Source organism: Kribbella sp. NPDC048837 (assembly GCF_055586945.1).
Genome location: NZ_JBVJHF010000007.1, coordinates 75,340 through 96,665, shown reverse-complemented (window position 1 = coordinate 96,665; position 21,326 = coordinate 75,340). Strand labels below are relative to the sequence as shown.

General features: G+C 69.6%; 20 protein-coding genes. 10 read left to right on the top strand and 10 right to left on the bottom strand.

Annotated features, from left to right (window positions below; all coding sequences use genetic code 11):
* Positions 1 to 204: 204 nt before the first annotated feature.
* Positions 205 to 588, bottom strand: coding sequence for an excisionase family DNA-binding protein (locus ACZ6O0_RS30125; RefSeq protein WP_465768385.1), 384 nt, complete (start codon positions 586 to 588; stop codon positions 205 to 207).
* A gap of 236 nt (positions 589 to 824) precedes the next feature.
* Between ACZ6O0_RS30125 and ACZ6O0_RS30120 the strand changes: the two genes are divergently transcribed.
* Positions 825 to 3,329, top strand: a complete 2,505-nt coding sequence (locus ACZ6O0_RS30120; protein WP_465768384.1) for a polysaccharide lyase family 8 super-sandwich domain-containing protein — start codon at positions 825 to 827, stop codon at positions 3,327 to 3,329.
* Here ACZ6O0_RS30120 and ACZ6O0_RS30115 read toward each other — a convergent pair.
* The 6 genes from ACZ6O0_RS30115 to ACZ6O0_RS30090 form a co-directional block, all read right to left on the bottom strand.
* Positions 3,307 to 3,783: a MarR family winged helix-turn-helix transcriptional regulator gene (locus ACZ6O0_RS30115; protein ID WP_465768383.1), complete on the bottom strand. Its 477-nt coding sequence runs from the start codon at positions 3,781 to 3,783 to the stop codon at positions 3,307 to 3,309. The genes ACZ6O0_RS30120 and ACZ6O0_RS30115 overlap by 23 nt on opposite strands.
* Positions 3,780 to 4,379 (bottom strand): DJ-1/PfpI family protein, encoded by a 600-nt coding sequence (locus ACZ6O0_RS30110; RefSeq protein WP_465768382.1) that lies wholly within the window; start codon positions 4,377 to 4,379, stop codon positions 3,780 to 3,782. Before ACZ6O0_RS30110 ends, ACZ6O0_RS30115 begins: the two co-directional genes overlap by 4 nt.
* 219 nt (positions 4,380 to 4,598) lie before the next feature.
* A complete protein-coding gene (locus ACZ6O0_RS30105; protein ID WP_465768381.1) occupies positions 4,599 to 5,654 on the bottom strand; it encodes a DNA polymerase III subunit beta family protein in 1,056 nt (351 codons plus the stop codon).
* A 33-nt stretch (positions 5,655 to 5,687) separates the two neighbouring features.
* The gene (locus tag ACZ6O0_RS30100) at positions 5,688 to 6,206 is read right to left on the bottom strand and encodes an AAA family ATPase (protein WP_465768380.1); all 519 of its coding nucleotides are present in this window, start codon (positions 6,204 to 6,206) and stop codon (positions 5,688 to 5,690) included.
* Between the two features lie 15 nt (positions 6,207 to 6,221).
* Positions 6,222 to 7,373, bottom strand: a complete 1,152-nt coding sequence (locus ACZ6O0_RS30095) for an anhydro-N-acetylmuramic acid kinase (protein WP_465768807.1) — start codon at positions 7,371 to 7,373, stop codon at positions 6,222 to 6,224.
* 1 nt (position 7,374) lies between these two features.
* Positions 7,375 to 7,593 (bottom strand): hypothetical protein, encoded by a 219-nt coding sequence (locus tag ACZ6O0_RS30090; protein ID WP_465768379.1) that lies wholly within the window; start codon positions 7,591 to 7,593, stop codon positions 7,375 to 7,377.
* A gap of 141 nt (positions 7,594 to 7,734) precedes the next feature.
* On the opposite strand from ACZ6O0_RS30090, the gene ACZ6O0_RS30085 reads away from it, so the two are divergent.
* The 3 genes from ACZ6O0_RS30085 to ACZ6O0_RS30075 all read left to right on the top strand — a co-directional run bounded on the left by ACZ6O0_RS30085 (position 7,735) and on the right by ACZ6O0_RS30075 (position 10,648).
* Complete coding sequence (locus ACZ6O0_RS30085) at positions 7,735 to 8,232, top strand: SigE family RNA polymerase sigma factor (RefSeq protein WP_465768378.1); 498 nt, start codon at positions 7,735 to 7,737, stop codon at positions 8,230 to 8,232.
* Positions 8,229 to 9,590, top strand: coding sequence for a hypothetical protein (locus ACZ6O0_RS30080; RefSeq protein ID WP_465768377.1), 1,362 nt, complete (start codon positions 8,229 to 8,231; stop codon positions 9,588 to 9,590). The genes ACZ6O0_RS30085 and ACZ6O0_RS30080 overlap by 4 nt, the downstream gene beginning before the upstream one ends.
* A 143-nt stretch (positions 9,591 to 9,733) precedes the next feature.
* Complete coding sequence (locus tag ACZ6O0_RS30075) at positions 9,734 to 10,648, top strand: endo-beta-N-acetylglucosaminidase H (RefSeq protein WP_465768376.1); 915 nt, start codon at positions 9,734 to 9,736, stop codon at positions 10,646 to 10,648.
* Here ACZ6O0_RS30075 and ACZ6O0_RS30070 read toward each other — a convergent pair.
* Positions 10,645 to 11,163, bottom strand: coding sequence for a histidine phosphatase family protein (locus ACZ6O0_RS30070; protein ID WP_465768375.1), 519 nt, complete (start codon positions 11,161 to 11,163; stop codon positions 10,645 to 10,647). The two genes, ACZ6O0_RS30075 and ACZ6O0_RS30070, sit on opposite strands and share 4 nt — an antisense overlap.
* Positions 11,164 to 11,251: 88 nt before the next feature.
* Between ACZ6O0_RS30070 and ACZ6O0_RS30065 the strand changes: the two genes are divergently transcribed.
* The 6 genes from ACZ6O0_RS30065 (at position 11,252) to ACZ6O0_RS30040 (ending at position 17,856) form a co-directional block, all read left to right on the top strand.
* Positions 11,252 to 13,111: an acyl-CoA dehydrogenase gene (locus tag ACZ6O0_RS30065; protein ID WP_465768374.1), complete on the top strand. Its 1,860-nt coding sequence runs from the start codon at positions 11,252 to 11,254 to the stop codon at positions 13,109 to 13,111.
* 348 nt (positions 13,112 to 13,459) lie between these two features.
* Positions 13,460 to 14,692 (top strand): hypothetical protein, encoded by a 1,233-nt coding sequence (locus tag ACZ6O0_RS30060; protein WP_465768373.1) that lies wholly within the window; start codon positions 13,460 to 13,462, stop codon positions 14,690 to 14,692.
* Positions 14,689 to 15,339 carry a hypothetical protein gene (locus tag ACZ6O0_RS30055; protein WP_465768372.1) on the top strand — a complete coding sequence of 217 codons (651 nt, stop codon included), beginning with the start codon at positions 14,689 to 14,691 and terminating at the stop codon, positions 15,337 to 15,339. Before ACZ6O0_RS30060 ends, ACZ6O0_RS30055 begins: the two co-directional genes overlap by 4 nt.
* Complete coding sequence (locus tag ACZ6O0_RS30050; RefSeq protein WP_465768371.1) at positions 15,336 to 16,580, top strand: hypothetical protein; 1,245 nt, start codon at positions 15,336 to 15,338, stop codon at positions 16,578 to 16,580. The genes ACZ6O0_RS30055 and ACZ6O0_RS30050 overlap by 4 nt, the downstream gene beginning before the upstream one ends.
* A gap of 122 nt (positions 16,581 to 16,702) precedes the next feature.
* A complete protein-coding gene (locus ACZ6O0_RS30045; RefSeq protein ID WP_465768370.1) occupies positions 16,703 to 17,473 on the top strand; it encodes a DUF4097 family beta strand repeat-containing protein in 771 nt (256 codons plus the stop codon).
* A gap of 134 nt (positions 17,474 to 17,607) precedes the next feature.
* Positions 17,608 to 17,856: a DUF6458 family protein gene (locus ACZ6O0_RS30040; RefSeq protein WP_465768369.1), complete on the top strand. Its 249-nt coding sequence runs from the start codon at positions 17,608 to 17,610 to the stop codon at positions 17,854 to 17,856.
* Here ACZ6O0_RS30040 and ACZ6O0_RS30035 read toward each other — a convergent pair.
* Together ACZ6O0_RS30035 and ACZ6O0_RS30030 are read right to left on the bottom strand one after the other, a co-directional pair.
* A complete protein-coding gene (locus tag ACZ6O0_RS30035; protein WP_465768368.1) occupies positions 17,846 to 19,630 on the bottom strand; it encodes an NHL domain-containing thioredoxin family protein in 1,785 nt (594 codons plus the stop codon). The two genes, ACZ6O0_RS30040 and ACZ6O0_RS30035, sit on opposite strands and share 11 nt — an antisense overlap.
* 42 nt (positions 19,631 to 19,672) lie before the next feature.
* Positions 19,673 to 21,307 (bottom strand): hypothetical protein, encoded by a 1,635-nt coding sequence (locus ACZ6O0_RS30030; RefSeq protein ID WP_465768367.1) that lies wholly within the window; start codon positions 21,305 to 21,307, stop codon positions 19,673 to 19,675.
* Positions 21,308 to 21,326: the final 19 nt, after the last annotated feature.

Genomic DNA, 21,326 nt, shown 5'->3' with positions numbered 1-21,326 from the left:
GCCGGTCAGCAGCCGTGAACTCCTTCAGAACCAGCCTCGCATGTTCCCGTTCGGTTGGTGTTTTCGCTCTCAGTGCGGCATGGGTCGCCTTGACCTTCAGCACAACGTCGCTGATGCGATCGACGGCCCATACCACGGCTACAAGGCAAACCAGGAGCGCCACAAGCCACGGTGGCAGTGCGAGGCCGCCGAGACGTTCACTGGTCATTTCGTAGATTCGGTGCCCGGCCCCCGCCGCCACACGTGGTCGGAAAGCCAATCCAGTTCTGTCGCCGAGCAGTACACCCGCCCATCGGCTGACCGGTAACCCCTGAGCTGGCCCGTGGACAGCATCCGCTGAACGGTCCGGGTCGAGACGCCGAGCCGCATCGCCACCGCTCGCGTGGTGAGCCGGTCGGCCGCCGGAGGGATGGAGCTCGTGATCCTGCCCAGGTAGTCGTCGAGGTCCTCATCCAAGAAGCGACGATACTTACCACGCTTGTAGCTCGCGATCCTTCCATCGCTGACCAGCCTCTGCAGCGTCCGATCGGACACTCGAAGGCGCACGCACGCCTCGGCGACGCTCAGGAAGCCGTCCGCGTCCGTCATTGTGCTTCCTCTCTCCGTCCGGCGGCTCAACTCTGCGCATGTCCCGACCGACGCTGGCAAGCGAGTGTCTACCTCTGACTCCCTGTGGCGGAACCTGGCGGACAAACTGCGCTCCAGCCGATCGAGAACGTCACGGCCCAGAACCGGCGAGAAGTCTGCGGTAAGCGGTTGCTGAAAGATAGTGGCGGCTGATTGACTCTCGGGGTGAGGTTTTTCCCATCCGCCTGGGAGTTTCTGTGGACATCACCCGTCGCCGTTTGCTGTCGTTCGTGCCCGCCACTGCTTTGCTGACCGCGGTCAACCCCGCGCCGACCGCCCGAGGTGCCACCCTCGAAGCCATGGCTGATCCGAGCCAGTTGCTCGCCAACGCGATCGCGATCTACGCCGGTACGGCGGAATCCAATGGCCGCCCGGAGGTCGCGGCCAAGCTCGCCGCCCTCGACGCGACCGCCCGGACCTGGCTGGCGTCGATGGACCGGGCCGGCGCCGGTGAGCTCTTCGCCGGGCTCCCCCTCGGGACCAGCGATCCGAATCTGAGTGCGTCGTACCAGCACCTCTACGAGATCGCGCTCGCGACCAAGCGCCCCGGCCCGGCGTCGGGCCTGCAGGGCAACGAGCAGGTCCGTACGCGCGTCGCCGACAAGCTGGTCTGGTTGCACGAGAACTACTACGGCGACCAGTCGAAGGGGTACTACGGCAACTGGTTCACGTGGGAGATCGGCATCTCGACGTACGTGTCGAAGACGCTGGCACTGCTCGACGCGCCGGCCGCCCTGATCGCGCAGTACGTGCCCTCGATGGACGCCTACCTGCGCAACGGCAAGGACGGCGACGTCGACCTCGACTCGCGCTTCCACACCGGCGCGAATCTCGTCGACATCACCGCCAACCGGATCCTGCAGGGCGCGCTGATGGGCGACGACGCGCGGATCCGGAAGGCGCTGCAGGACCAGTTCACCGTGTTCGCGACCGTCGACCCGTACAACCTGCAGCACGGCGTCACCGACGGGTACTACGCGGACGGCTCGTTCCTCCAGCACGCGTCGGTCGCGTACACCGGCTCGTACGGAAAGGCCCTGCTCAGCCGGGTCGTGCAGACCATCAAGGTGCTCGCCGGCACCGAGTACGCGCAGAGCGACGACCTCGTCGGCGTCGTCCAGGGCTGGGTCGAGCACGGGTTCGCGCCGCTGATCTTCGAGGGCTGGATGATGGAGATCGTCAAGGGTCGCGCGGTGTCCCGGACGGCGACCGGGTACGACGACGTCGCGGTGATCGTGGAGGCGATCGTCGACCTGGCCGACTACGCGACCGGCGCGGACGCGGCCCGGCTGAAGTCGTTCGTGAAGTTCACCGCCCGCCCGACGATCAATCCGACGTCCTTCGTGTCGCCGGTGAGCGTGGCGCGGTTCGCGGACATCAAGGCCGACGCCTCGATCGTGCCGGCCGACCTCAACCCGGCCGCGAGCAGTACGGCGTTCAACGCGATGGACCGGACCGTACACCGGCGACCGGGTTTCGCCTTCGCGCTGGCGCGGAACTCAGAGCGCATCAGCAAGTACGAGTACATGAGCGGCGAGAACCTGATGCCGTGGTTCCAGGGCGACGGCGCGCACTACCTCTACCTGTCGGGCCAGGACCAGACCCAGGCGTACGGCGTCGACTACTTCACGACGGTCTCGCCGTACGGGCTCGCTGGGGTGACCGCGCCGGTGGAGGCTCGCAAGACGATCCCGGAGCTGTACGGGACGGCGTACTACGACAATCCCTCGCACCCGTTGAACTTCACGTCGTCGTCGGAGTCGCAGAACACCTACGTATACTTCCCGACCGGGACCAACGTGTACTCCGGTGGCGCGACCCTGAATGCTCTCGGCGCGGTCGGGTGGGTGCAGTCGGACGACTTCGCCTACGCGTCGCGGGACATTCTGCCGGACGACTTCGTGGTCTACCGCAACGCGTCGGCGACAAAGTCGTGGTTCCTGCTCGACGACGAGATCGTCGTACTCGCGGCCGGAGTCGGCGACTCGAGTCGCGCGGTGACCACAACGATCGACACCCGCATCGCGGCTGCTGGGGATGCTGTCGCGATCACCGGCGCACGGTGGGACGGCCGGCCGTGGAGCGGTACGACGGATCCGCGCTGGCTCCGCTACTCCAACGGCACCGTCTCGATGGGGTACTACTTCTTGCAGCCGACCCCGGTGTCGGTCGGACTCGAGCAGGTGACGCGGAGCCGGCGAGTGGTGCGGACCTCGAATCCGGACACCGCGGTGACCAAGCAGGTCTTCGGTCTCACCGTCACCCAGCCGGCCGGATCGACCCGGTCACTCGCCTACGCATTGGTGCCTAACGCAACGGAATCCGCACTGCGCTCGTACCAGCACGGCCGGATCGCGGTGCTCGCGAACACCCAACGATTGCAGGCGATCCAGCATCTCGGACTCCGCCTCACCGCCGCCAACAGCTTCACCGCGGGTCATCACAACCTTCCCGGCCTCACCGTCGAGGGCCCCGCGTCCGTCCTCCTCCAACGCGCGGCGGACGCCGTCACCGTTGCCGTCTCGGATCCGACCACCAAGCGCGACACCATCACCATCAACCTCTGGGGACAGTACCTGCGGACGCAGTCCCCAGTGCCCGGAGTTCAGGTCACGCGCACCATCACCGGGACGCGGCTGACGTTCACCACGCAACACACGTACGGGCGCAGTCTGACGGTCAGGCTTCTTCGAGCTTGGTGATCAGGGTCTGCATGGTGGCGAGCGTCGTACGAAGGTCGTCGAGGTCGACGGACTTGCTGAGGCCCGCGGACCACGGGTGCTGGGCGACGGAGATCTGCCGGATCGCCCAGTAGCCCGCCTCGGTGCAGGCGAGCAGTTTGGCGCGGCGGTGGGCCGGGTTCGGGCGGTACTCGGCCAGGCCGCGCTCGACCAGCAGGTCGGCGATGCGCTGGACCGCCTGCCGGCTGACGCCCATGATCCGGCCGACGTCGGCGACCGAGCGCGGCTCGTCCAGGACGCCGCCGAGGACCTGCCACCACGCGGCGGTCAGTCCGCCGTGCGCGGCCAGGTCCTGGGCGGCCTCCATCAGCCGCGCGTTCAGGCGGAAGGTGGCGATGATGACGTCGGTCAACAGCGCACCACCTTCCGTCTGCCCGGCCGGCTCGGGCCAGTCCTCGCGAGGTGGAACCGTCATCCCACCAGGATCGGGTAGGCGGCCGGGTCGGCGCGGTGGAACACGCCTTCGTACGCGTCCAGCTTCCGCTCGTCCGCGAGCCCGAGCCGGTGCAGCGTCGCCCGCGCGAACTGCACGGGCGAGTCCGGGCCGGCCGTGATCAGGTCGCCGCCGACGACGGCCCGCTCGTCCACGTAGTTGTCGCTGCCCCGGTAGCCGGTGGCCTGCAGGTACTCCTTCACCGCACTGGTGTGCTTGCGCTCGTCGAGCAGACCGGCCCGCGCCAGCCCGGCCGTCGCACCACAGATCGCCGCCACCGGGATCCCCTCGTCGAGGAACTCCTGCGCCAGCTTGGCGAACGCGTCCCCTTGCCCGTCATCCCAGAGCGCGGATCCCGCGAGTACCAGCAGATCCCCGTCGTCCGGCCGCACATCCGCCAGCACCATGTCCGGCACGATCCGCATCCCGCCCATCGTCACCACCGGCTCGGCCGACTCCCCCACCGTCACCACCTGCCACGGCACCCCGGTGAACCGCCCGGTCCGCAACTCCACCAGCAGATGCCCGATCTCCCAGTCCGCCAACGTCTCGTACACGCCCACATAAGCTGTCCTCATAGACAACATCCTGTCATCACGACAACATGTTGTCAATAACCGGGCTTCTGATCTCCTCAAGTGCCGTCGGGTACGACGCCGATGGGCTGATCGGATACGCCGTCGTACAGGACTACGGCCCCCACCTCCGAAATCGAGTTCCCACCTGAGCAGGCCGCTCCGGCGGCCGCCCGGCCGGTGTCACGTTGAGCCGGATGATTGTCATGTCCTGGTACGGCGCTATGCGGCGCCTGCTGGGTCGAGCCGGACGGGCATGACGAGGGTGGTGAAGGTGCCTTGGTCGGCTGAGCGGACTATGACCGGGCGGTCGGAGGGGCCGATTTCGAGGAGGACGTCGGGGCCGACGCTGGTTTCGAGGGCGGCGGCGAGGAGGGGGGCGGTGAAGCCGATGCGGGACGTGCCGGAGCCGATCACGTCGAGGGTGACCTCGTCGTCGATCCGTAGGCCGGTCGCGTCGATGTCGAAGGCAACTACCTCCCGGCCCGTCAGGGCGGTGAGCAAGGCTGCTCGGTCGACCACCACTCGGCACTCCGCAGGGGCCAGGCCGTCCAGGATTGCCTGGTACGCCGGATAGTCCGCATCGACGACCGTGATCTCACGGTCCTCGTCGCCCCGCACGAGCCGGGCACTCACAGGGTCGGCGTCGAGGTGCCCGGCCCCGAGGTGTCCGACCTCCAGCCGTACGACCTCGCCGGCGGCTGCCCACCTGCTCAGCCCGGTCAGCTCGTCGGCGTGGACCAGGACCTGCGCGGCCGGGCCGCTGAACTCCACCGCCTGCACCGACCGCACCGCCAGCCGATACCGGTCGGTCGCGACGAACGTCACCTCGTCCGGCGCCAGCTCGATCAGCACGCAGTCGAGGGCCGGGAACTCGTCCGACGCGGACGCGGCCGGCGCGACCTGCCGGACCGCACTGGCGAACTCGGCACCGCCGAGCACCACCGACGTCCGCTCGGCCAGCAACTGGGTGAGGAGATGGTCGGCGGCCGCCCGGGCCGCGGCGGTCTTGGCCTCGACCGTGCGGAGGTGAGCTCGCACGACATCCGCGAGTACGGCGGGATCGGCGTCGAGCGCCACCCGGACCTCGGCCAGCGGGAGGTCGATCTCGCGCAGGTCGCGGAGCAACCGGGCCCGGGGTTGCTGGGCGGGGCTGTAGTACCGGTAGCCGTTCGTGCCGTCCACCGACGCGGGCGGCAGCAGGCCGCAGTCGTCGTAGAACCGCAGCGCGCTCGGCGCCAGCCCCACCAAGCGGGCGAATTCACTGATCGTCAACATGCCGCGACCTTGCTCCTTCGAGCAGCCTGAAGGTCAACTGCGCAGCCGTCCCCACAGGTTCAGCGTCTTGCCGAAGCGCTCGCCGCGGATCCAGTCGAGGATGCTCCTCGCGGACCGCTCCGGCGAGACGTCGCCGCGCACCGACCGCGGCACGAGCTTGCGGAGCTCGGCGGCGTCCGCCACTGCCTCCTCGATCTGCGCGGGCGGCCACCCCCGCAGGGCCAGGCGTTTCCGCCGGACCGCGTCCGGGCAGTCCAGATGCAACCATCGCCCCTCCGGGAGCTCCGTCGGCAACAGCGGCGAGAGCAGCAGCACGGGGATCCCGGACCGCCGGATCAGCTCCGTGATCCGCAGCCACAGCGCGTTGTACGCCGGCCAGATCGGAGCCGCGGTCGGACTCGCGATGTCGATCCCGAGCAGCCGGCCGTGATCGTCCAGCAACTCGTCCATGTCCATCACGGCCAGGTTCCCCGGGCTCAGCCGGACCAGCTCCGGCACCACCGTCGACTTCCCTGAACCGGGTGCCCCGGTCACCACGAACAACCTCGTCACAGTCATAGTGTGCGGTCACCGGACCAGGAGGCGCACTGGAGGTCGTGCGTCGGACTGGACACCGGGCAGGCCGCCGGCCCCGGGAGTGATCGAGCCGAGGACGCTCGAGTGGCGCGCGCCGGTGCAGCTCGGCACCGTCCCGCCCAGCCCGTGCACGGTCAGGAACCCCAGCACGGCGAACGCGTAGGCCTCCTTCGCCGCGGACGGGAGCCCCAGCTCGTCGGTGGTCCGTACCGGTACGCCGACCTCCGAGGCGAGCAGATGCATCAGCACCGGATTGCGGATCCCGCCGCCGGACGCGATCACCTCGGTCCCGCCGTACCGCCGGACCGCGTCGGCGACGGTCCGGGCGGTCAGCGTCGTCACCGTCGCGACCATGTCGTCGGCCGGGATCTCGGGCAGCCCCTCGAGCGCCCGAGCGAGGTACGCGAGGTTGAACAGCTCTTTCCCGGTCGACTTCGGCGCCGGCCGTTCGTAGTACGGATCCGCCAGCAACCGCTCCAGCAACCCCTCGTGCACCCGCCCGCGCGCGGCCATCACGCCGTCCGCGTCGAACGCGCGACCGGTCAGCTCCGACACCACCGCATCGATCAGCGCGTTCGCCGGGCCGGTGTCGAAGGCAACGGGTTCGTCGTGCACCACGGTGATGTTCGCGATCCCACCGAGATTGAGCGCAACCGGTACGCCGGGAAGCCCGCGCAACCAGAGCACGTCGATGATGCTGACCAGCGGCGCACCCTGCCCACCGGCCGCGACGTCGCGCGCCCGCAGATCCGACACCACCGGAACCCCGGTCGCCTCCGCGATCCAGGCCGGCTGTCCCAGCTGCAGCGTGCCGAGGACCGAGCCCTGGTCGACCCAGTGGAACACCGTCTGCCCGTGCGACACGATCAGATCGGCCGACCCGCCGCACAGCTGCTCGACCGCCTGCCGCGCCACCTCCGCGAACGCCTGCCCGATCCCGGTGTCCAGCCGGCACACCTGCTCCACCGTCGTACTTGCCGGCGGCAACGAAGCGGCCAGCTCCGCCCGCAGCCGATCCGGATAGGGCTGGCTCAGGAGGCCGAGCGGCGTCAGCACCAGCTCGTCCCCCTCCAGCCGCAGGTCCGCGGCGGCGGCGTCGATCGCGTCGTACGACGTCCCGGACATCAGGCCGATGACTCGCATGTCAGTCACGCAACTCTCGTCGGTGGTCGTCTCCGCGCAACGTGAGCAGTGCGACCACACTCACCGCACACGTCACCATCACATACCAGGCCGGGATGTCGATGTTCTTGGTCCGCTTGATCAACTCGGTGATGATCAGCCCGGCCGATCCCGAGAACACCGCGTTCGACAACGAGTACGCCAGCCCGAGCCCGGTGTAGCGCGCCCGGGTCGGGAACATCGGGTCCCCCTCCCGTAACTTTCCCCCACCCGCCGGATCCATCTTCGTCTATTACTAACCGAGAGCGCGACCCGGGGATGCAACCTTCCGCACGGCGCCGGTGTCTACCTCCTTACCAGACCGATGACCGAGGAGGGGTGCATGGTCACGCGCGGTGACGATTTCGACGAGTTCGTCCGGGGCAGTTCGACCCGGCTGCTGCGGACCGCCGTACTGCTGACCGGCGACCGGGCCGCGGCCGAGGACCTCGTCCAGGAGATGTACGAGCGGGTGTACGTCCGCTGGCGCCGGATCCACACGGCGCCCGAGGCGTACGCGCGGAGAACGCTCGCGACCCTGTCCGCGAACCGATGGCGCAGCAAGGGCCGCAAGCCGGAGGTGGCCCTGGCCGACCACGACCAGGCGACGCCCGACGGCGCCGAGGGCCTCGCTGTTCGGGACCAGCTGCTGACCGCACTGCAGGAGTTGCCGCCGCGGCAGCGCGCGGTCATCGTGCTCCGGTACTACGAGGACCTCACCGAAGCCCAGACCGCCGACGCGCTCGGATGCTCGCTCGGCACCGTCAAGAGCCAAGCCTCCCGGGCCCTCGACCGGCTCCGCCTGATCACCGAACCCGCGATCCTGGAAGGACTCCGATGACCGAGACCGAACTCAAGGAGCGGCTGAGCGCCGGCGTCGACGGGATCGACGCACCACCCGACCTGCTCGACCGTGCCCGCCTCGGCGGCGCCCGCCGGCTGCGTCGGCGCCGGTTCCTCTCGCTGAGTGCGGCCGCCGTGACCGTGGTCGTCGCCGGTGGCGTGGCCGTCACCGCGCCGGCCATCGTCGACCACCTGACCGACAGTTCGGTCGCGTCGACACCGCGGCCCGGGGACCCGTACGCCTTCCTGATGAACGGCCCGACCCGCGGAGACCTGGCCGGCGACGAGGCCTATCTCCAGGACGTACTCACGGCCTGGCGGACGAGCCACCGCAAGTCGGCCAACTACAGCCGCGGGATCTTCGACCGCATGCAGGGCAACGCCAAGGTCGCGTGGGCCGGGAACACCCCCGGCGGCCGGGCCGCGATCGTCGTCGAGTACTCCGATCTCCGCAAGCACTCCGACATCCAACTCGACCACGAGGGCGTTGCCACGCTGATCGGTTTCGTCGGTGAGGACAAGGACGGCAAACCCGTGGTGATCGGTGACGGCTACCCCGTCCCGGGAGCGTCGATGGCTGCCGGCTTCGTGGTCGACAAGGCCGGCTCGAAGGCACTGGTCACTGTGCAGCTGGGCGGCAAGAAGATCGGCTGGTCGGCCGGACGCACGTACGCCGCCAACGGGTCGGTCACCCGCGAGTTCACGCCACTGCAGTTCGTCGACCAGGTGAGCGTCGTGAAACTGCCCGCCGGACAGAACCTCAGCAACCTGCGGATCAGCAGACTCCCCGTGCCGCAGGGCTTCTCCGATCTGTCGATCGTCAATGGCGACGTGAACGCCTCGCCGCCGGAACAGACCGACGACCGCAGACTCTGGACCGGCTTCCCGGACTACGCGTTCTGGCCGATGACCGCCGGCGCGGACAGCCTCCGCGGTACGGCGAGCGACCGGTTCGACAGCGCGATCTCCGCCGTGAGCGACAAGACCGCCTACGGGGTCGCGCACTCGATCTGGGTCGGGTACGGCGTGACCGCGAACGGGACCGCGGTCTACCTCGGCGAGCAGCAGCTCGACGCCGACCCGACCCGGGTGTACGCCGTACTCACGCCGAAGGCCGGCAAGACCACGATCGTGCCCGGCGGCATCCCGGACCGGAACGCCGTCCTCCCGGTGTCGATCGAGCTGCCCGGCGGCCAGGGCTGGGCCGTCGCCCGCAGGGACGCCCGGCTGTCCTATCGGTACGACGGTGGCGCGTGGAGCGCGGCGCGGTCGAGCGCCCTGCTGGTGCCGGCCGGCACCGACGCCGAGGTGCGGGTGGAGATCGACGGCAGGACCGAGGTGGTCGCGCTGCGGTGAACCCTTGACACCGGTTTCCGGCCGATCGATGATCGGTGTCGCTATACCGGTTTATCTCCTGTCGCCACGTGGACTCCCGGCCGGGTGGCGACAGGAACTTAACCGATATAGCCATCGCCCACCCTTGACGAGGAGTCGATCGAATGAGTTCACAGCTCATGCGGAGAAGGACCCTGTTGTCAGCTCTCGCCGCGGGCACCGCCGCTGCCGCCACCGGCGTCGCGTTGCCCGCCGAGGCACAAGCCAAGCGCTGCCGGGCGCGGAAGACCGGACCGGTCACCGTCGCCTACATCGAGGTGAACGACCACAGCATGCTGAGCGCCGGCCAGTACACGCTGGCGAACGGCGGCGCCCAGGTGATCGACGTCGCGGTCATCTTCGCGGCGAACATCAACTACGACGGCACCAAGGCCTACCTGTCCTGCAACGAGAACGTCCAGAACGTGCTCGACAATGTCGCCACCCAGGTCCGGCCGCTGCAGCAGAAGGGCATCAAGGTCCTGCTGTCGATCCTCGGCAACCACCAGGGCGCCGGCTTCGCCAACTTCCCGACCCGGGCCGCCGCCGATGCGTTCGCCCAGGAACTCGCCGACACGGTCAACCAGTACGGACTGGACGGCATCGACTTCGACGACGAGTACGCCGAATACGGCAACAACGGCACCGGCCAGCCGAACGACTTCTCCTTCGTCTACCTGGTCCAGGCCCTCCGCAAGAAGCTGCCGAACAAGCTGATCACGCTCTACGACATCGGCCCGGCCGCGGACCGGCTGACCTACAACGGCGAGAGCATCGCCAACACCTTCAACTACGCCTGGAACCCGTACTACGGCACCTGGGGTGTGCCGAGCGGCCCGAGCTCGAAGTCGCGGCTGTCCCCGGCCGCCGTGTCGTACACCGCGACGAGCTCGTCGACCGCGGCCAGTCTGGCCCAGCGCACGGTCGACGAAGGGTACGGCGTCTTCCTCACCTACAACCTGACCGAGGCGGACACCCACACCTACATGTCCGCGTTCACCCAGAAGCTCTACGGCGGCGCGACCGTCTACACGCCCTAGAACCGGTACTCCCACCCCGGCTGCCAGTTGAACGGCGCGGCGATCAGTTCCTCGAGCGGCGCCCGGCTGCCCAGGAGGTGCTCGAAGGACCACCGGTTCGCCGAGTGGGCGACCACGAGCACCACCTGGCCGTCGTGCCAGCGCCGGATGTCCTCGAGGAACGACCGCGTCAGCTCGAGCACGTCCCAGTAGGACTGTCCGCCGGGGAACGGCTTGTGCACCCGGTCGACGCGCGGATCGAGCGCGTCGACCGGTGCGCCGTTCAGCTCGCCGTAGTTGCATTCACGCAGCCGCCAGTCCTGGAAGTGCGGGACCCCGAGGCCGGCCAGCTCGACCGTGTGCACCGCCCGGCGCAGGTCGGAGCTGAAGACCACGTCGACGTCGCGGCGCCGCGGACCGATCGCCGCCGCCTCCCGGATCCCTTCCTCCGACAGCTCGCCGGGCAGCCAGCCGGTCGCGATGCCGTTCTCGTTGTCGAGGGTGATCGAGTGCGTCTCGTATATCAGCCTGGTCACAGGTCACAGCTAACCCGCTTTTGCTTCATTACCGACGGGTATATACTCAAGTTACTCGTGAGTAAGACGACGACGCTAGGGGAACCCTGTGAGCCACTACAAGTCGAATCTGCGGGACATCGAGTTCAACCTGCTCGAGGTCCTGGGCCGTGACGGGGTGCTCGGGCAGGGCCCGTACGCCGACATGGACGTCGACACCGCGCGCGAGGTGCTGGCCGAGATCGACCGCCTGGCCAAGCACGAGCTGGCCGAGTCCTTCGCCGAGGCCGACCGCAACCCGCCGGTCTTCGACCCGGAGGCGCACGAGGTCCGGATGCCCGAGGCGTTCAAGAAGAGCTACCACGCCTACATGGACGCCGAGTGGTTCAAGCTCGAGCTGCCCGCCGAGCTCGGTGGCCAGCCGACCCCGCCGTCGCTGCGCTGGGCCGCCGCCGAGCTGGTGCTGGGCGCCAACCCGCCGGTGCACATGTACGCCGCCGGCCCGAACTTCGCGCATGTCCTCTGGCGCAACGGCACCGAGCGGGACAAGAAGATCGCCCACCACATCATCGAGCGCGGCTGGGGCGCCACCATGGTGCTGACCGAGCCGGACGCCGGTTCCGACGTGGGCGCCGGGCGTACCAAGGCGACGCTGCAGGAGGACGGCAGCTGGCACCTCGAGGGCGTCAAGCGGTTCATCACCTCGGGCGAGCACGACCTGACCGAGAACATCGTCCACCTGGTGCTGGCCCGGCCGCAGGGCATCGAGGGTGTGGGTGGTCCGGGGACCAAGGGTCTGAGCCTGTTCGTCGTACCGAAGCACCACTTCGATCTGGAGACCGGCGAGCTGACCGGGGAGCGCAACGGCGCCTTCGTCACGAACGTCGAGAAGAAGATGGGCATCAAGGTCTCCACGACCTGCGAGATCACCTTCGGCGACGGCGTACCGGCCAAGGGCTGGCTGCTCGGCGAGGTGCACGACGGCATCGCGCAGATGTTCCAGGTGATCGAGTACGCGCGGATGATGGTCGGCACCAAGGCCATCGCCACGCTGTCCACCGGCTACCTGAACGCCCTCGAGTACGCCAAGGAGCGGGTGCAGGGCGCGGACATGACCCAGCCGGCCAAGGACGCGCCGCGGGTGACGATCACGCACCACCCCGACGTCCGTCGGTCGCTGCTCACGCAGAAGGCGTACGCCGAGGCCCTGCGGGCGCTCGTGCTCTTCACGGCGACCTACCAGGACCGTGCGGAGCAGGCCCGGTACGCCGGTGAGCACGACGCGGTCGCCGAGGGTGTGAACGACCTGCTGCTGCCGCTGGTCAAGGGCTACGGCTCGGAGAAGTCGTGGACGCTGCTCGGCACCGAGTCGCTGCAGACGTTCGGCGGATCCGGCTTCCTGCAGGACTACCCGATCGAGCAGTACGTGCGGGACGCGAAGATCGACACACTCTACGAGGGCACAACCGCGATCCAGGGCGAGGACCTGTTCTTCCGCAAGATCATCAAGGACCAGGGCAAGGCACTCGGCCACCTGGCCGACCAGATCCAGGGCTTCGTCGCCTCCGAGGCGGGCAACGGCCGGCTGAAGGAGGAGCGCGCGCTGCTGGCGAAGGGCCTGGAGGACACCCAGAAGATCCTGGGCGTGATGGGCCAGGCGCTGATGGCGAGCAACCCGCAGGCCGAGAACGGCGACCCGCGCAACATCTACAAGGTCGGCCTGAACACCTCACGGCTGCTGTTCGTGCTGGGCGACGTGGTCTGCTCCTGGCTGATGCTGCGGCAGGCCGAGGTCGCGCTGAACGCGCTCGGCGGCGAGCTGTCCCCGAGCGAGCAGGACTTCTACACCGGCAAGGTGGCCGCGGCCCAGTGGTTCGTGCGCTCGACGATGCCGACGGTCCGGGCCGAGCGGATCAAGGCCGAGCTCACCGACCTCGACATCATGGACCTCCCCGAGACCGCCTTCTGACCCCCAGACACCTCCGGCTCGGACCCTTGCGCGGCCCGAGCCGGAGGCTCCAAACCCCGGCGCCCTGCGGGCGGCGGTTGGAGGGGAGAGCACGGCGCCCCTCCTCAACAACCCGGCGCCGACGGCGCCGGAGCTCGGGGCAGATCGATCTGCCCCGGGTTGCCCCACGATCTGCCCTGGTGAGGAACTGCGGTTGGTAGCAACGTTTCTGCCCGTGGCAACACCGCGACCCTGGCTTGGCTTCCCCTGTCCGAGCCAGGGCCGTGTCACGTCCGGGGACGGAACCGCCGGTCCAGCTGGCGCGTCCGTGTGATCGTGTCCCGGTCCGCTCGTCGTACGCTGTCCGCGATGTGCTCCCGCCTCCGCCGCCTCAGCGTCCTGCTCGCCCTCCTGGTGGCCCTCCCGATCACTCCGGCACGCGCCGCGACTCCCCAACTGCCCGACCGGATCGCCGCCGGCTGGCGCACCGACCGAATCTACCTGGATCCGCGACTCGCCCCGGCGTTCCCCGCCGCCGAGCTGACCCGGATCCGCACCGCGGCCGGCACCGCTGCCTTCGGGGTGTACGTCGCCCTCGTGCCGCAATCGCCGTACACGCGCGAGCATCTGGTCGACCTCCCGACCCTGCTGCACGCGCGGATCGGGCAACCCGGGTTGTACATCGTCCGTGTGGTGTCCGACGACTACTGGTCGGGCGGGGAGGAGCTGTTCCGGGCCGGCGGCCTGAAGGGGCGCAGCCTGGTGAGCGTTCAACTCGATGACAAGCAGCGCTACGACATCGTCGACGATCACCCCGCGCCCGGCATCGTCCGCACGATCCAGGAGGCGGCGACGGCGTACGACGGCCGCCCGCTCCCGCCGATCCCGGCCGGGGACCTGGAGCCGGCGCGCGAGGACCGCGGTCTGTCGGTCACGGACCAAGAGGACCGATCCGCGTACATCGGTGTCGGGGTCGGCGCGGTGGCCGGGTTCGCGCTGACGCTGTGGCTCTCCCTGCGCCGCAAGCGACGCAAGCAGGACCCCCGCGGACCGTTCGGCAAGCCGTCGGTCAGCCTGGCGCAGCTGCGGACCAAGGCGGATCAGTACATCCGCCGCGCCGACCGGGCGATCGAGCGACCCGGCCTGCGGACCAAGTTGTCCGTGCGGCAGCTCGATCAGCGCGAGGACGCCACCCGCCGGCTGGACGCCGCGCGTGCTCTGCGCAAGCGCCAGCCGGACGATCTGCTCGCCTTGGCCGGCGCGTTCGTCCTGGCCCGGCAGGCGGAGCAGGTCGCCGGCGGATCACCCGTCCAGCCGCCGTGCTTCTTCGATCCCACCCATCAGCCCGGTACCAGGACCGTCACCTGGCAGGACGACGTGGAGGTGCCCGCGTGCACTCGCTGCGCCCAGGCGTTGGCCAGGGGCCGCCGGCCGCTCGGGCTACGGGTCTGGCGGAAGGCCGGCCGGTTCGGCCGCGACCGCGAGATCGTCTCCTACTGGAACCTGGATCCCGCGGACAGCCCGATGGTCGCGACCGGCTTCGGTGCGCTGTCCGACGACCTGCCCGACCTGGTCGCCGAGCGGCAGGACGAGTCCCGGTGAAGCGCGCCGTACTGTTGCTCATCGCAACGATCATCGCGCTCGGCCCGGCGCTGCCCGCCGCGGCCGCGCAGCCGGCCGACCCCCGGATCGCCGCCGCGGTGGCCGCGTGGGCCACCGGCCCGCTGTACGTCGATCCCGACTTCGCGAGCATCGTCGACGAAGCTCCCCTGCTCCAGGCGATCGAGACCGCCGAGGTCCGGGTGTACGTCGCGGTCGTGCCGACCGGCCAATGGTTCCCGGAGCAGGGTGACGCCGCCTTGCTGGCCGGCCGGCTCGCGGCGGGCAACGGGAAACCCGGGGTGTACGTCGTGATGGACGGCGACACGACGTACGGCGTCTCGCACGAGATCGCCGCGCGGGCAGCGAGCAGCACCTGGGCGGAACCGAAGCAGACGATGAGCGGCCAACTGTCCGACTATCTCGCCGAGCTGCGGCTCGGCGACCGCTACACGCCGGAACCGGCCCGGACCGAACCCCTCCCACCGGAGCCGGCGACAACGTACCCGGAGGAACGGTTCACCGTGGGCAAGGCGATCGGCAACGGTGCCGGCGGCGGTGTGCTGGGACTCCTCGGTGGAGCCTTGCTGGCCGGGCTCGTGCTGGGAGTGGCGGCACTCGTCGCCGGACGACGTGGAGGACGGTCATGAGAGCCCGGAACTGCCTGATCCTGCTTGCGACCATGCTGGCCGCGCTCCTGCCGGCGCTCCCCGCGACCGCCGGGTCCACCCAGACGCCCGCCGAGCGGGCCCGGGAGATCGCGACCGCGCTGACCAAGGACCCGTTGTACGTCGATCCGGCGTACGAATCGGCCCTGCCGGAGACGCTGCGCGCCGACGTGCGGGCCAAGGCCAAGGCGCTCGGGTACCCGGTCTACTCGATCGTGCTGCCGCTCACCCCCAGCGACGTGTTCCAGGGCGAGGAGAGCACGGTCCTCACCCTGGTGATCGATGCCCTCCGCAAGCCCGGTCTGTACGTCGTGGTCGACGGCGGCGACCGCTTCCCCTGGTACGAGGCGCACGATCTGCCGCAGGTCGACGAGAGCCGGCTGAGTGCGGTCCGGGACCGCGCGCTCGACGACACCGGGTACGACGCCGGGCCGACCGAGGTGCTGGCCCGGATGTACGAGCTGCTGGCGTCGCCGACGCTTCCCGAAACGACTCCGAAAGCGACGACGGGCTCGGGTTCGAGCGGGGACGAGGACTCGGATGATTCGTCCGGTGGCGCCGTGGCGCTCTTCGTCGTCCTCGGGATCGTGGTGCTGGTCGTCCTCGGGCTGGTCATCGGTCTGCTGCGCCGGAGGTCAGGCGGCGGAGCGTCGCGGGAGAACGCGTTCCGGATCCCGCCGCATGTCGCGGCGACCGTCGCGGCCGAGCGGCGCCGGCGGCTGGTCCGCGAGAACACCGACGAGCTGACCAGGCTCGGATCACAGCTGGCGGCGCTGCCCACCGTCGAGGGTCCCGGCCTGCGTCACCAGCAGGCCGCGCTGGACGACTACGCCGCCGCGGGCAAGGTGCTCGACTCGTCGACCGCGCTGGTCGACCTGGTCGGAGCGATGGTGCTGCTGGACAAGGCACGCCGCGAGTACGACCGGTCCGTGGCGATCGCGGCCGGCCGGAGGGCGAACGCCGTACCGGAGCTGTGTGCCTTCAATCCCTTGCACGGAAGGGCTGCCGGCAAGCCGACCCAGGTCGAGGCCGACGGGACGACGCTGACGCTGCCGTTGTGTGCCACGTGCCGTCAGGCGCTCAAGCGCGGGAAGGCGCCGGCGTCGTTGCCGGGCGACGACGGGCCGTACTGGTACGGCGACACCCTCTGGGCCCGAACGTTCTACGGCACGACCGGCGACGACCTCGCCGCCTCCGTCTCCCGGGGCGAGCTGCACCGCTGACCTCGGGCTTCCCCGGGGACCGGCTCAGGGGCGTCTCGGGGGATCTGCCGGATCCGGCGGCCGCGGGTCCCGGCCTACTGTCGAGCGGACAACGTGGGCGGGGCAGGAGAAAAGGGCGGACGATGGCGGAGAGCAAGCAGCTCGGGGCGATACTTCTGGTGGCCGCGGCCGGGCTGGCGTTCTGGCAGTTCGGGGACAAGGACTCCGACGACACGCACCGGATCGACGAGAAGATCACCACGGTCCAGCTGGCCGCCGAGCGCGCCGACATCAGCATCCAGGTGTCCGACGACGACACCACGACGGTCCAGGAGAAGCGCCGGTACTGGTTCTGGAAGCACGGCGACGCGTACTCGGTGAAGGACGGCGTACTCAAGCTCGACGCCGACTGCGGCTGGCAGTGCAGCGCCGACTTCGTCGTGACGGTCCCCCGCGGCACCAAGGTCACCGGGGAGAACGGCAGCGGCGACCTCTCGATCTCCGGCGTCAGCGGGATCGACGCGAAGTCGCGGTCCGGCAAGATCGAGCTCGACGACGTCACCGGCGACGTGAAGCTCGACCTCACCTCCGGCGACGTTGAGATCGGCGACCTGACCGGCAAGCTGGACGTGAAGGCGAACTCCGGCGACATCAAGGCCTCCGGTCTCAAGGGCGGCCCGGTGCACGTCGAGACCAGCTCCGGCGACATCGAGCTCCAGCTGGCCGAGGCGAACGACGTCCGCGCCAAGGGCACCAGCGGCGACATCGAGGTGACCGCGCCGTCCGGCGGCTACAAGGTCAGCACCGACACCCGCAGCGGTGACGTCGACAACGAGCTGGGCAACGACACGAACGGGTCGCACACCATCGAGGCCACGACCGTGAGCGGGGACATCGACCTCAGCGCCAACTGATCCGCCGTCGGCAAGGTTTGACGCGCGGGTACCGGTTGGGTGCCAGTGGTGCACAAGACACCTGTTGTCATGGATTACGCCGTCGTCGCGCGGTAGCGTCGTCCGTGTAGGACGACTTCACGAGGAGGACGTCGATGAGCATCGGTGTGGGGATCTTTCTGATGGTCGTGGGTGCCGTCCTGGCGTTCGCGGTCCAGGACTCGTGGGACGCCGTCAACCTGACGGTCGTCGGCTACATCCTGATGCTCGCCGGTCTGGCCGGTATCGCGCTCTCCTTCTACATCACCAACCGGCGCCGTCGCGTCGAGACCGACGCGATCGACCCCGCGGTCGAGGAGGAGTACCGGGTCGTCGAGGAACACCACCGCGACATCAAGGAGTAGTTGCTCCCGAGAGCACCAGCTCCAGCCGGGTGGGGCCGTCCGGGGCGACGCGGACGGGGACGCCCCAGTCCTGACGATGCATGTGGCAGGCGGGGAACTCGACCTCGGCCGAGTCGTCGCAGGACGCCGCCTGCACGGCAACGTGCAGCACGCCATCGCCGACGCGCTCGTCGATGACCAGCCGGCGGGCGAGATCGGTCGAGTCGCCGGCGCCCTCGCGCAGCAGATTCTCCGGGGTGGACGACACCAGCAGCCGCGTCGACGGGCCGTACCGATCGTCAAGCTTCTGCCCCGGCGGCGGCGTGAACACGACCTCCAGCGTCACCTCGCCGGCCGCGATGTCCATCGGCGGCCGCTGCGACCGCGTGCTGAACTCGTTCACCGTCGCCGAAGCGCCCAAGGGGATCCGGGTCAGCCGGTGTGCGGCGGACTCGACCACCAGCAGTTCGTTGCCCACGACAACAGCACCGCTGGGCTCGGCCAGCCCGGTCGCCATCGTCTCGACCACCTCGGTGCGCGGGTCGTAGCGTCGCACGGCGCCGTTGTAGGTGTCGGCGATCGCGATCGAACCGTCCGGCAGCACGGTCACACCCAGCGGATGCTGGAGCAGCGCCTCACTCGCCTTACCGTCGCGGAGTCCGAAGTCGAACAGGCCGGTGCCGACCGCGGTGTGCACCTCCGTGTCGATCCACCGCAGCGCGGAGATCTCCGAGTCGGCCAGCCAGAGCCGGTCGCCGTCGACCGCGAGACCGCTCGTCTGCGCGAACCAGGCCTCGGCGAGCACGCCGTCCTTCAGGCCCTCGTTGGTGGTGCCGGCGGCAACTTCCGTGACCCGGGTGAACGGGTCGTAGGTCCACAACTGGTGAACGCCGGCCATCGCGATCCACACCTTGTCCTGCCACCACGCGACATCCCACGGTGAACTCAGCACGTCCGTGCCGTCGCCGTCCATCCATTGCTTGCCAGTGCCAACCAATGTGGTGACCTCGGCGCTGGCCAGGTCGATCCCGCGCAACGCGTGGTTGACGGTGTCGGCGACAACCACGTCGTACCCGAGTTTCGCGGCGACGCCGGCCGGGAGCCGGGTGAGCCCGTTCGGCTCGGAGAAGCTCGCCTCGCCGGCGGAACCGTCGGCGAATCCACGCTGCCCGGTGCCGATCCGCCGTACGACGGTCTGCGCGTCGGCGGCGAGCTCGACGATGCTGTGGTTGCCGGCATCCGCGACCAGGAAGCCGGTGTCCAGCGCAACCACCTTGGCCGGGAACCGGAGGTCGGTGGGCTCCGCGGCGGGAGCGACGTACGGCGACTTGCCGCGGGTCAGCGTGCCGGCCTGCTCGTGCTCGGCGATCAGCTCCGCCAGCTGTGCGTCCAGCGCGTGCGCGTGTCCTTCACCGGAGTACTGCGCGACGATGTACCCGTTCGGATCCACGAGTACGAGCGTCGGCCACGCACGGGCCGTGTAGTTCTGCCAGGTGACGAGCTCCGGGTCGTCCAGCACCGGGTGGGCCACCTCGTACCGCTCGACGGCGGACCGGACCGCCTCCTCTTCACCCTCGTGCGCGAACTTCGGCGAGTGCACGCCGACGATCACCAGCGCGTCGCCGTACTTCTCCTCGAGCGGTCGCAACTCGTCCAGCACGTGCAGGCAGTTGATGCAGCAGAACGTCCAGAAGTCCAGCAACAGGAACCGCCCCCGGAAGTCCGCGAGCTTCAGCTCCCGTCCCCCCGTGTTCAACCACCCACGACCCTTGAGCTCCGGCGCACGCACATGCATGCCCCCATTGTCCGCCGCGGCACAACCGCGCCGGCGGCGGGGCTAGCGCGGGAGGATCAGGGTGTCGGTGAGGAGTTTGGCGGTTTTGCGGAGGGTGGCCGGGGAGGACGAGAGGTCGGCGGCCAGGGCGTAGGGGGTGAGGGCTTCGCCGGGGCCGACGAGGCGGTGGCGGTGGGCGAGGAGCCAGACGATGGCTCGGGGCCAGGTGGAGAGGCGGGCCTTGGCCAGCAGGTCGGGGGCGTCGCGGACCAGGCGTTCGGCGATGTCGAACGCGTCGGGCGCGTAGGCGTTGCCGAGGGTCTCGCCGGCCATCAGCCAGGCGTGCGGGGCCAGGACCGACAGGGTGGCGGCCTGGGACTTGTCCAGGCCGTGCAGGTCCGGCTGTGGGGGTGAGCCCAGACCGGACAGCGCCCGGTAGGCGTCTTCCAGGTCGTTGGTGGTGTCGTCGAGGAACACCCGCTCGCCGGGCTTCGAGCCGATCGGGTCGATCATCGCGGCGGCTTCCAGCGCGGGGGTCCACACGTCCACCGCGTCGACCGCCTCGTCGACGGCGTCCAGCGGCAGCTGGGTCCGCTCCCCGGCGAACTCCAGCCACGCCTTCACCACGACCGGCACCGCCTCGAAATAGGTGCTATCTGCAAGCACCTTGCGCGGCAGCCAGTGCGCCAGGAACAGCTCGACCAGTACGGCGCTGACCCGCAACGGACCGCCGACCGTGTGGTCCACCGCGTGGTCGATCCACAACCGGACGATGTCCGCGGCATCCGGTGGCAATCCCACCGCATACCGCGACTCGAGGAACTCGTCGACCAGCTGATCGCGTTGCCGCGGTGACAGCAACGGGCGGATCGGCGGCCGGATCGGGCGCTCGGGCAGCTGGGTCAACCGGTTCACCAGCAGTCCGGAGAAGAACTCGAAGTCCTCGCTGACCGGCGGATCGTCGTAGTCGTTGGTCTCCCCGAGCGCCTGCAGGATGATCCCGGCCGCGGTCGCGGCGCGCACGGTCCGGATGGTCACCCGGCCGCCGCGCTGATACGCCTCCAGGACCCGGTCCACCGGCGGGCCGACGAACACGTCCTTCACGATCGCGCCGAGGTTGTTGTCGATGAAGACCACCACGGTGTGCGGATGCTGCTCGTCGTCGTAGTCGAGAACCACGCTCAGCCCGTCACCGGTGATGTCCTCCGACACGATCGCGCTGGTCAGCCGGAAACCGGCGATCCGGGTCACCCACTCCGGCACCTGCACCTGGGTGCGCAACCGGGACAGATGGGCTCGTTGCAGCGGCAGCCGCCCGGCCGGCCCGACCGTGCGGGCCAGGCTGGTCAGCAGCACAAAGGAATCCACGTCCCGGCGCTCGCCGAGCACGCGGGCGGCGTCGGCCCAGAAGAACCGCTCCACCTCGCCGATCTCGTCCGGACGCCCGGCCGGCCAGAGCTGGTCGGTGAGCATCGCCGCCGACCGCGCCACCGACGCCTCGGCGATCACCGGGTGCAGCGCGCGGGGCGCCGCGGCGAGGTCGAGGGCCAGCGTCTCGAGCAGGGTCTCCAGCACGGCGACGCTCGGCGTGATGTCGACATCGACACCCGCCGTGGGTCCGTGGGTCGGGCCGGGGGTCGAACCGACGAGCCGCAGATGGCCGCGCCGTCCGTCCCGGTCGCGTGGAGACTTGGTCACCTCCGTGAGGTTACCGCCC

Coding starts and splice junctions, on each gene's coding strand:
- ACZ6O0_RS30115 (WP_465768383.1), bottom strand. CDS start 3,783: ATGACGGTTCCACCTCGCGAGGACTGGCCCGAGCCGGCCGGGCAGACG.
- ACZ6O0_RS30095 (WP_465768807.1), bottom strand. CDS start 7,373: ATGCGAGTCATCGGCCTGATGTCCGGGACGTCGTACGACGCGATCGAC.
- ACZ6O0_RS30105 (WP_465768381.1), bottom strand. CDS start 5,654: ATGTTGACGATCAGTGAATTCGCCCGCTTGGTGGGGCTGGCGCCGAGC.
- ACZ6O0_RS30050 (WP_465768371.1), top strand. CDS start 15,336: ATGAGAGCCCGGAACTGCCTGATCCTGCTTGCGACCATGCTGGCCGCG.
- ACZ6O0_RS30075 (WP_465768376.1), top strand. CDS start 9,734: ATGAGTTCACAGCTCATGCGGAGAAGGACCCTGTTGTCAGCTCTCGCC.
- ACZ6O0_RS30125 (WP_465768385.1), bottom strand. CDS start 588: ATGACGGACGCGGACGGCTTCCTGAGCGTCGCCGAGGCGTGCGTGCGC.
- ACZ6O0_RS30035 (WP_465768368.1), bottom strand. CDS start 19,630: ATGCATGTGCGTGCGCCGGAGCTCAAGGGTCGTGGGTGGTTGAACACG.
- ACZ6O0_RS30060 (WP_465768373.1), top strand. CDS start 13,460: ATGTGCTCCCGCCTCCGCCGCCTCAGCGTCCTGCTCGCCCTCCTGGTG.
- ACZ6O0_RS30080 (WP_465768377.1), top strand. CDS start 8,229: ATGACCGAGACCGAACTCAAGGAGCGGCTGAGCGCCGGCGTCGACGGG.
- ACZ6O0_RS30090 (WP_465768379.1), bottom strand. CDS start 7,593: ATGTTCCCGACCCGGGCGCGCTACACCGGGCTCGGGCTGGCGTACTCG.
- ACZ6O0_RS30045 (WP_465768370.1), top strand. CDS start 16,703: ATGGCGGAGAGCAAGCAGCTCGGGGCGATACTTCTGGTGGCCGCGGCC.
- ACZ6O0_RS30040 (WP_465768369.1), top strand. CDS start 17,608: ATGAGCATCGGTGTGGGGATCTTTCTGATGGTCGTGGGTGCCGTCCTG.
- ACZ6O0_RS30110 (WP_465768382.1), bottom strand. CDS start 4,379: ATGAGGACAGCTTATGTGGGCGTGTACGAGACGTTGGCGGACTGGGAG.
- ACZ6O0_RS30085 (WP_465768378.1), top strand. CDS start 7,735: ATGGTCACGCGCGGTGACGATTTCGACGAGTTCGTCCGGGGCAGTTCG.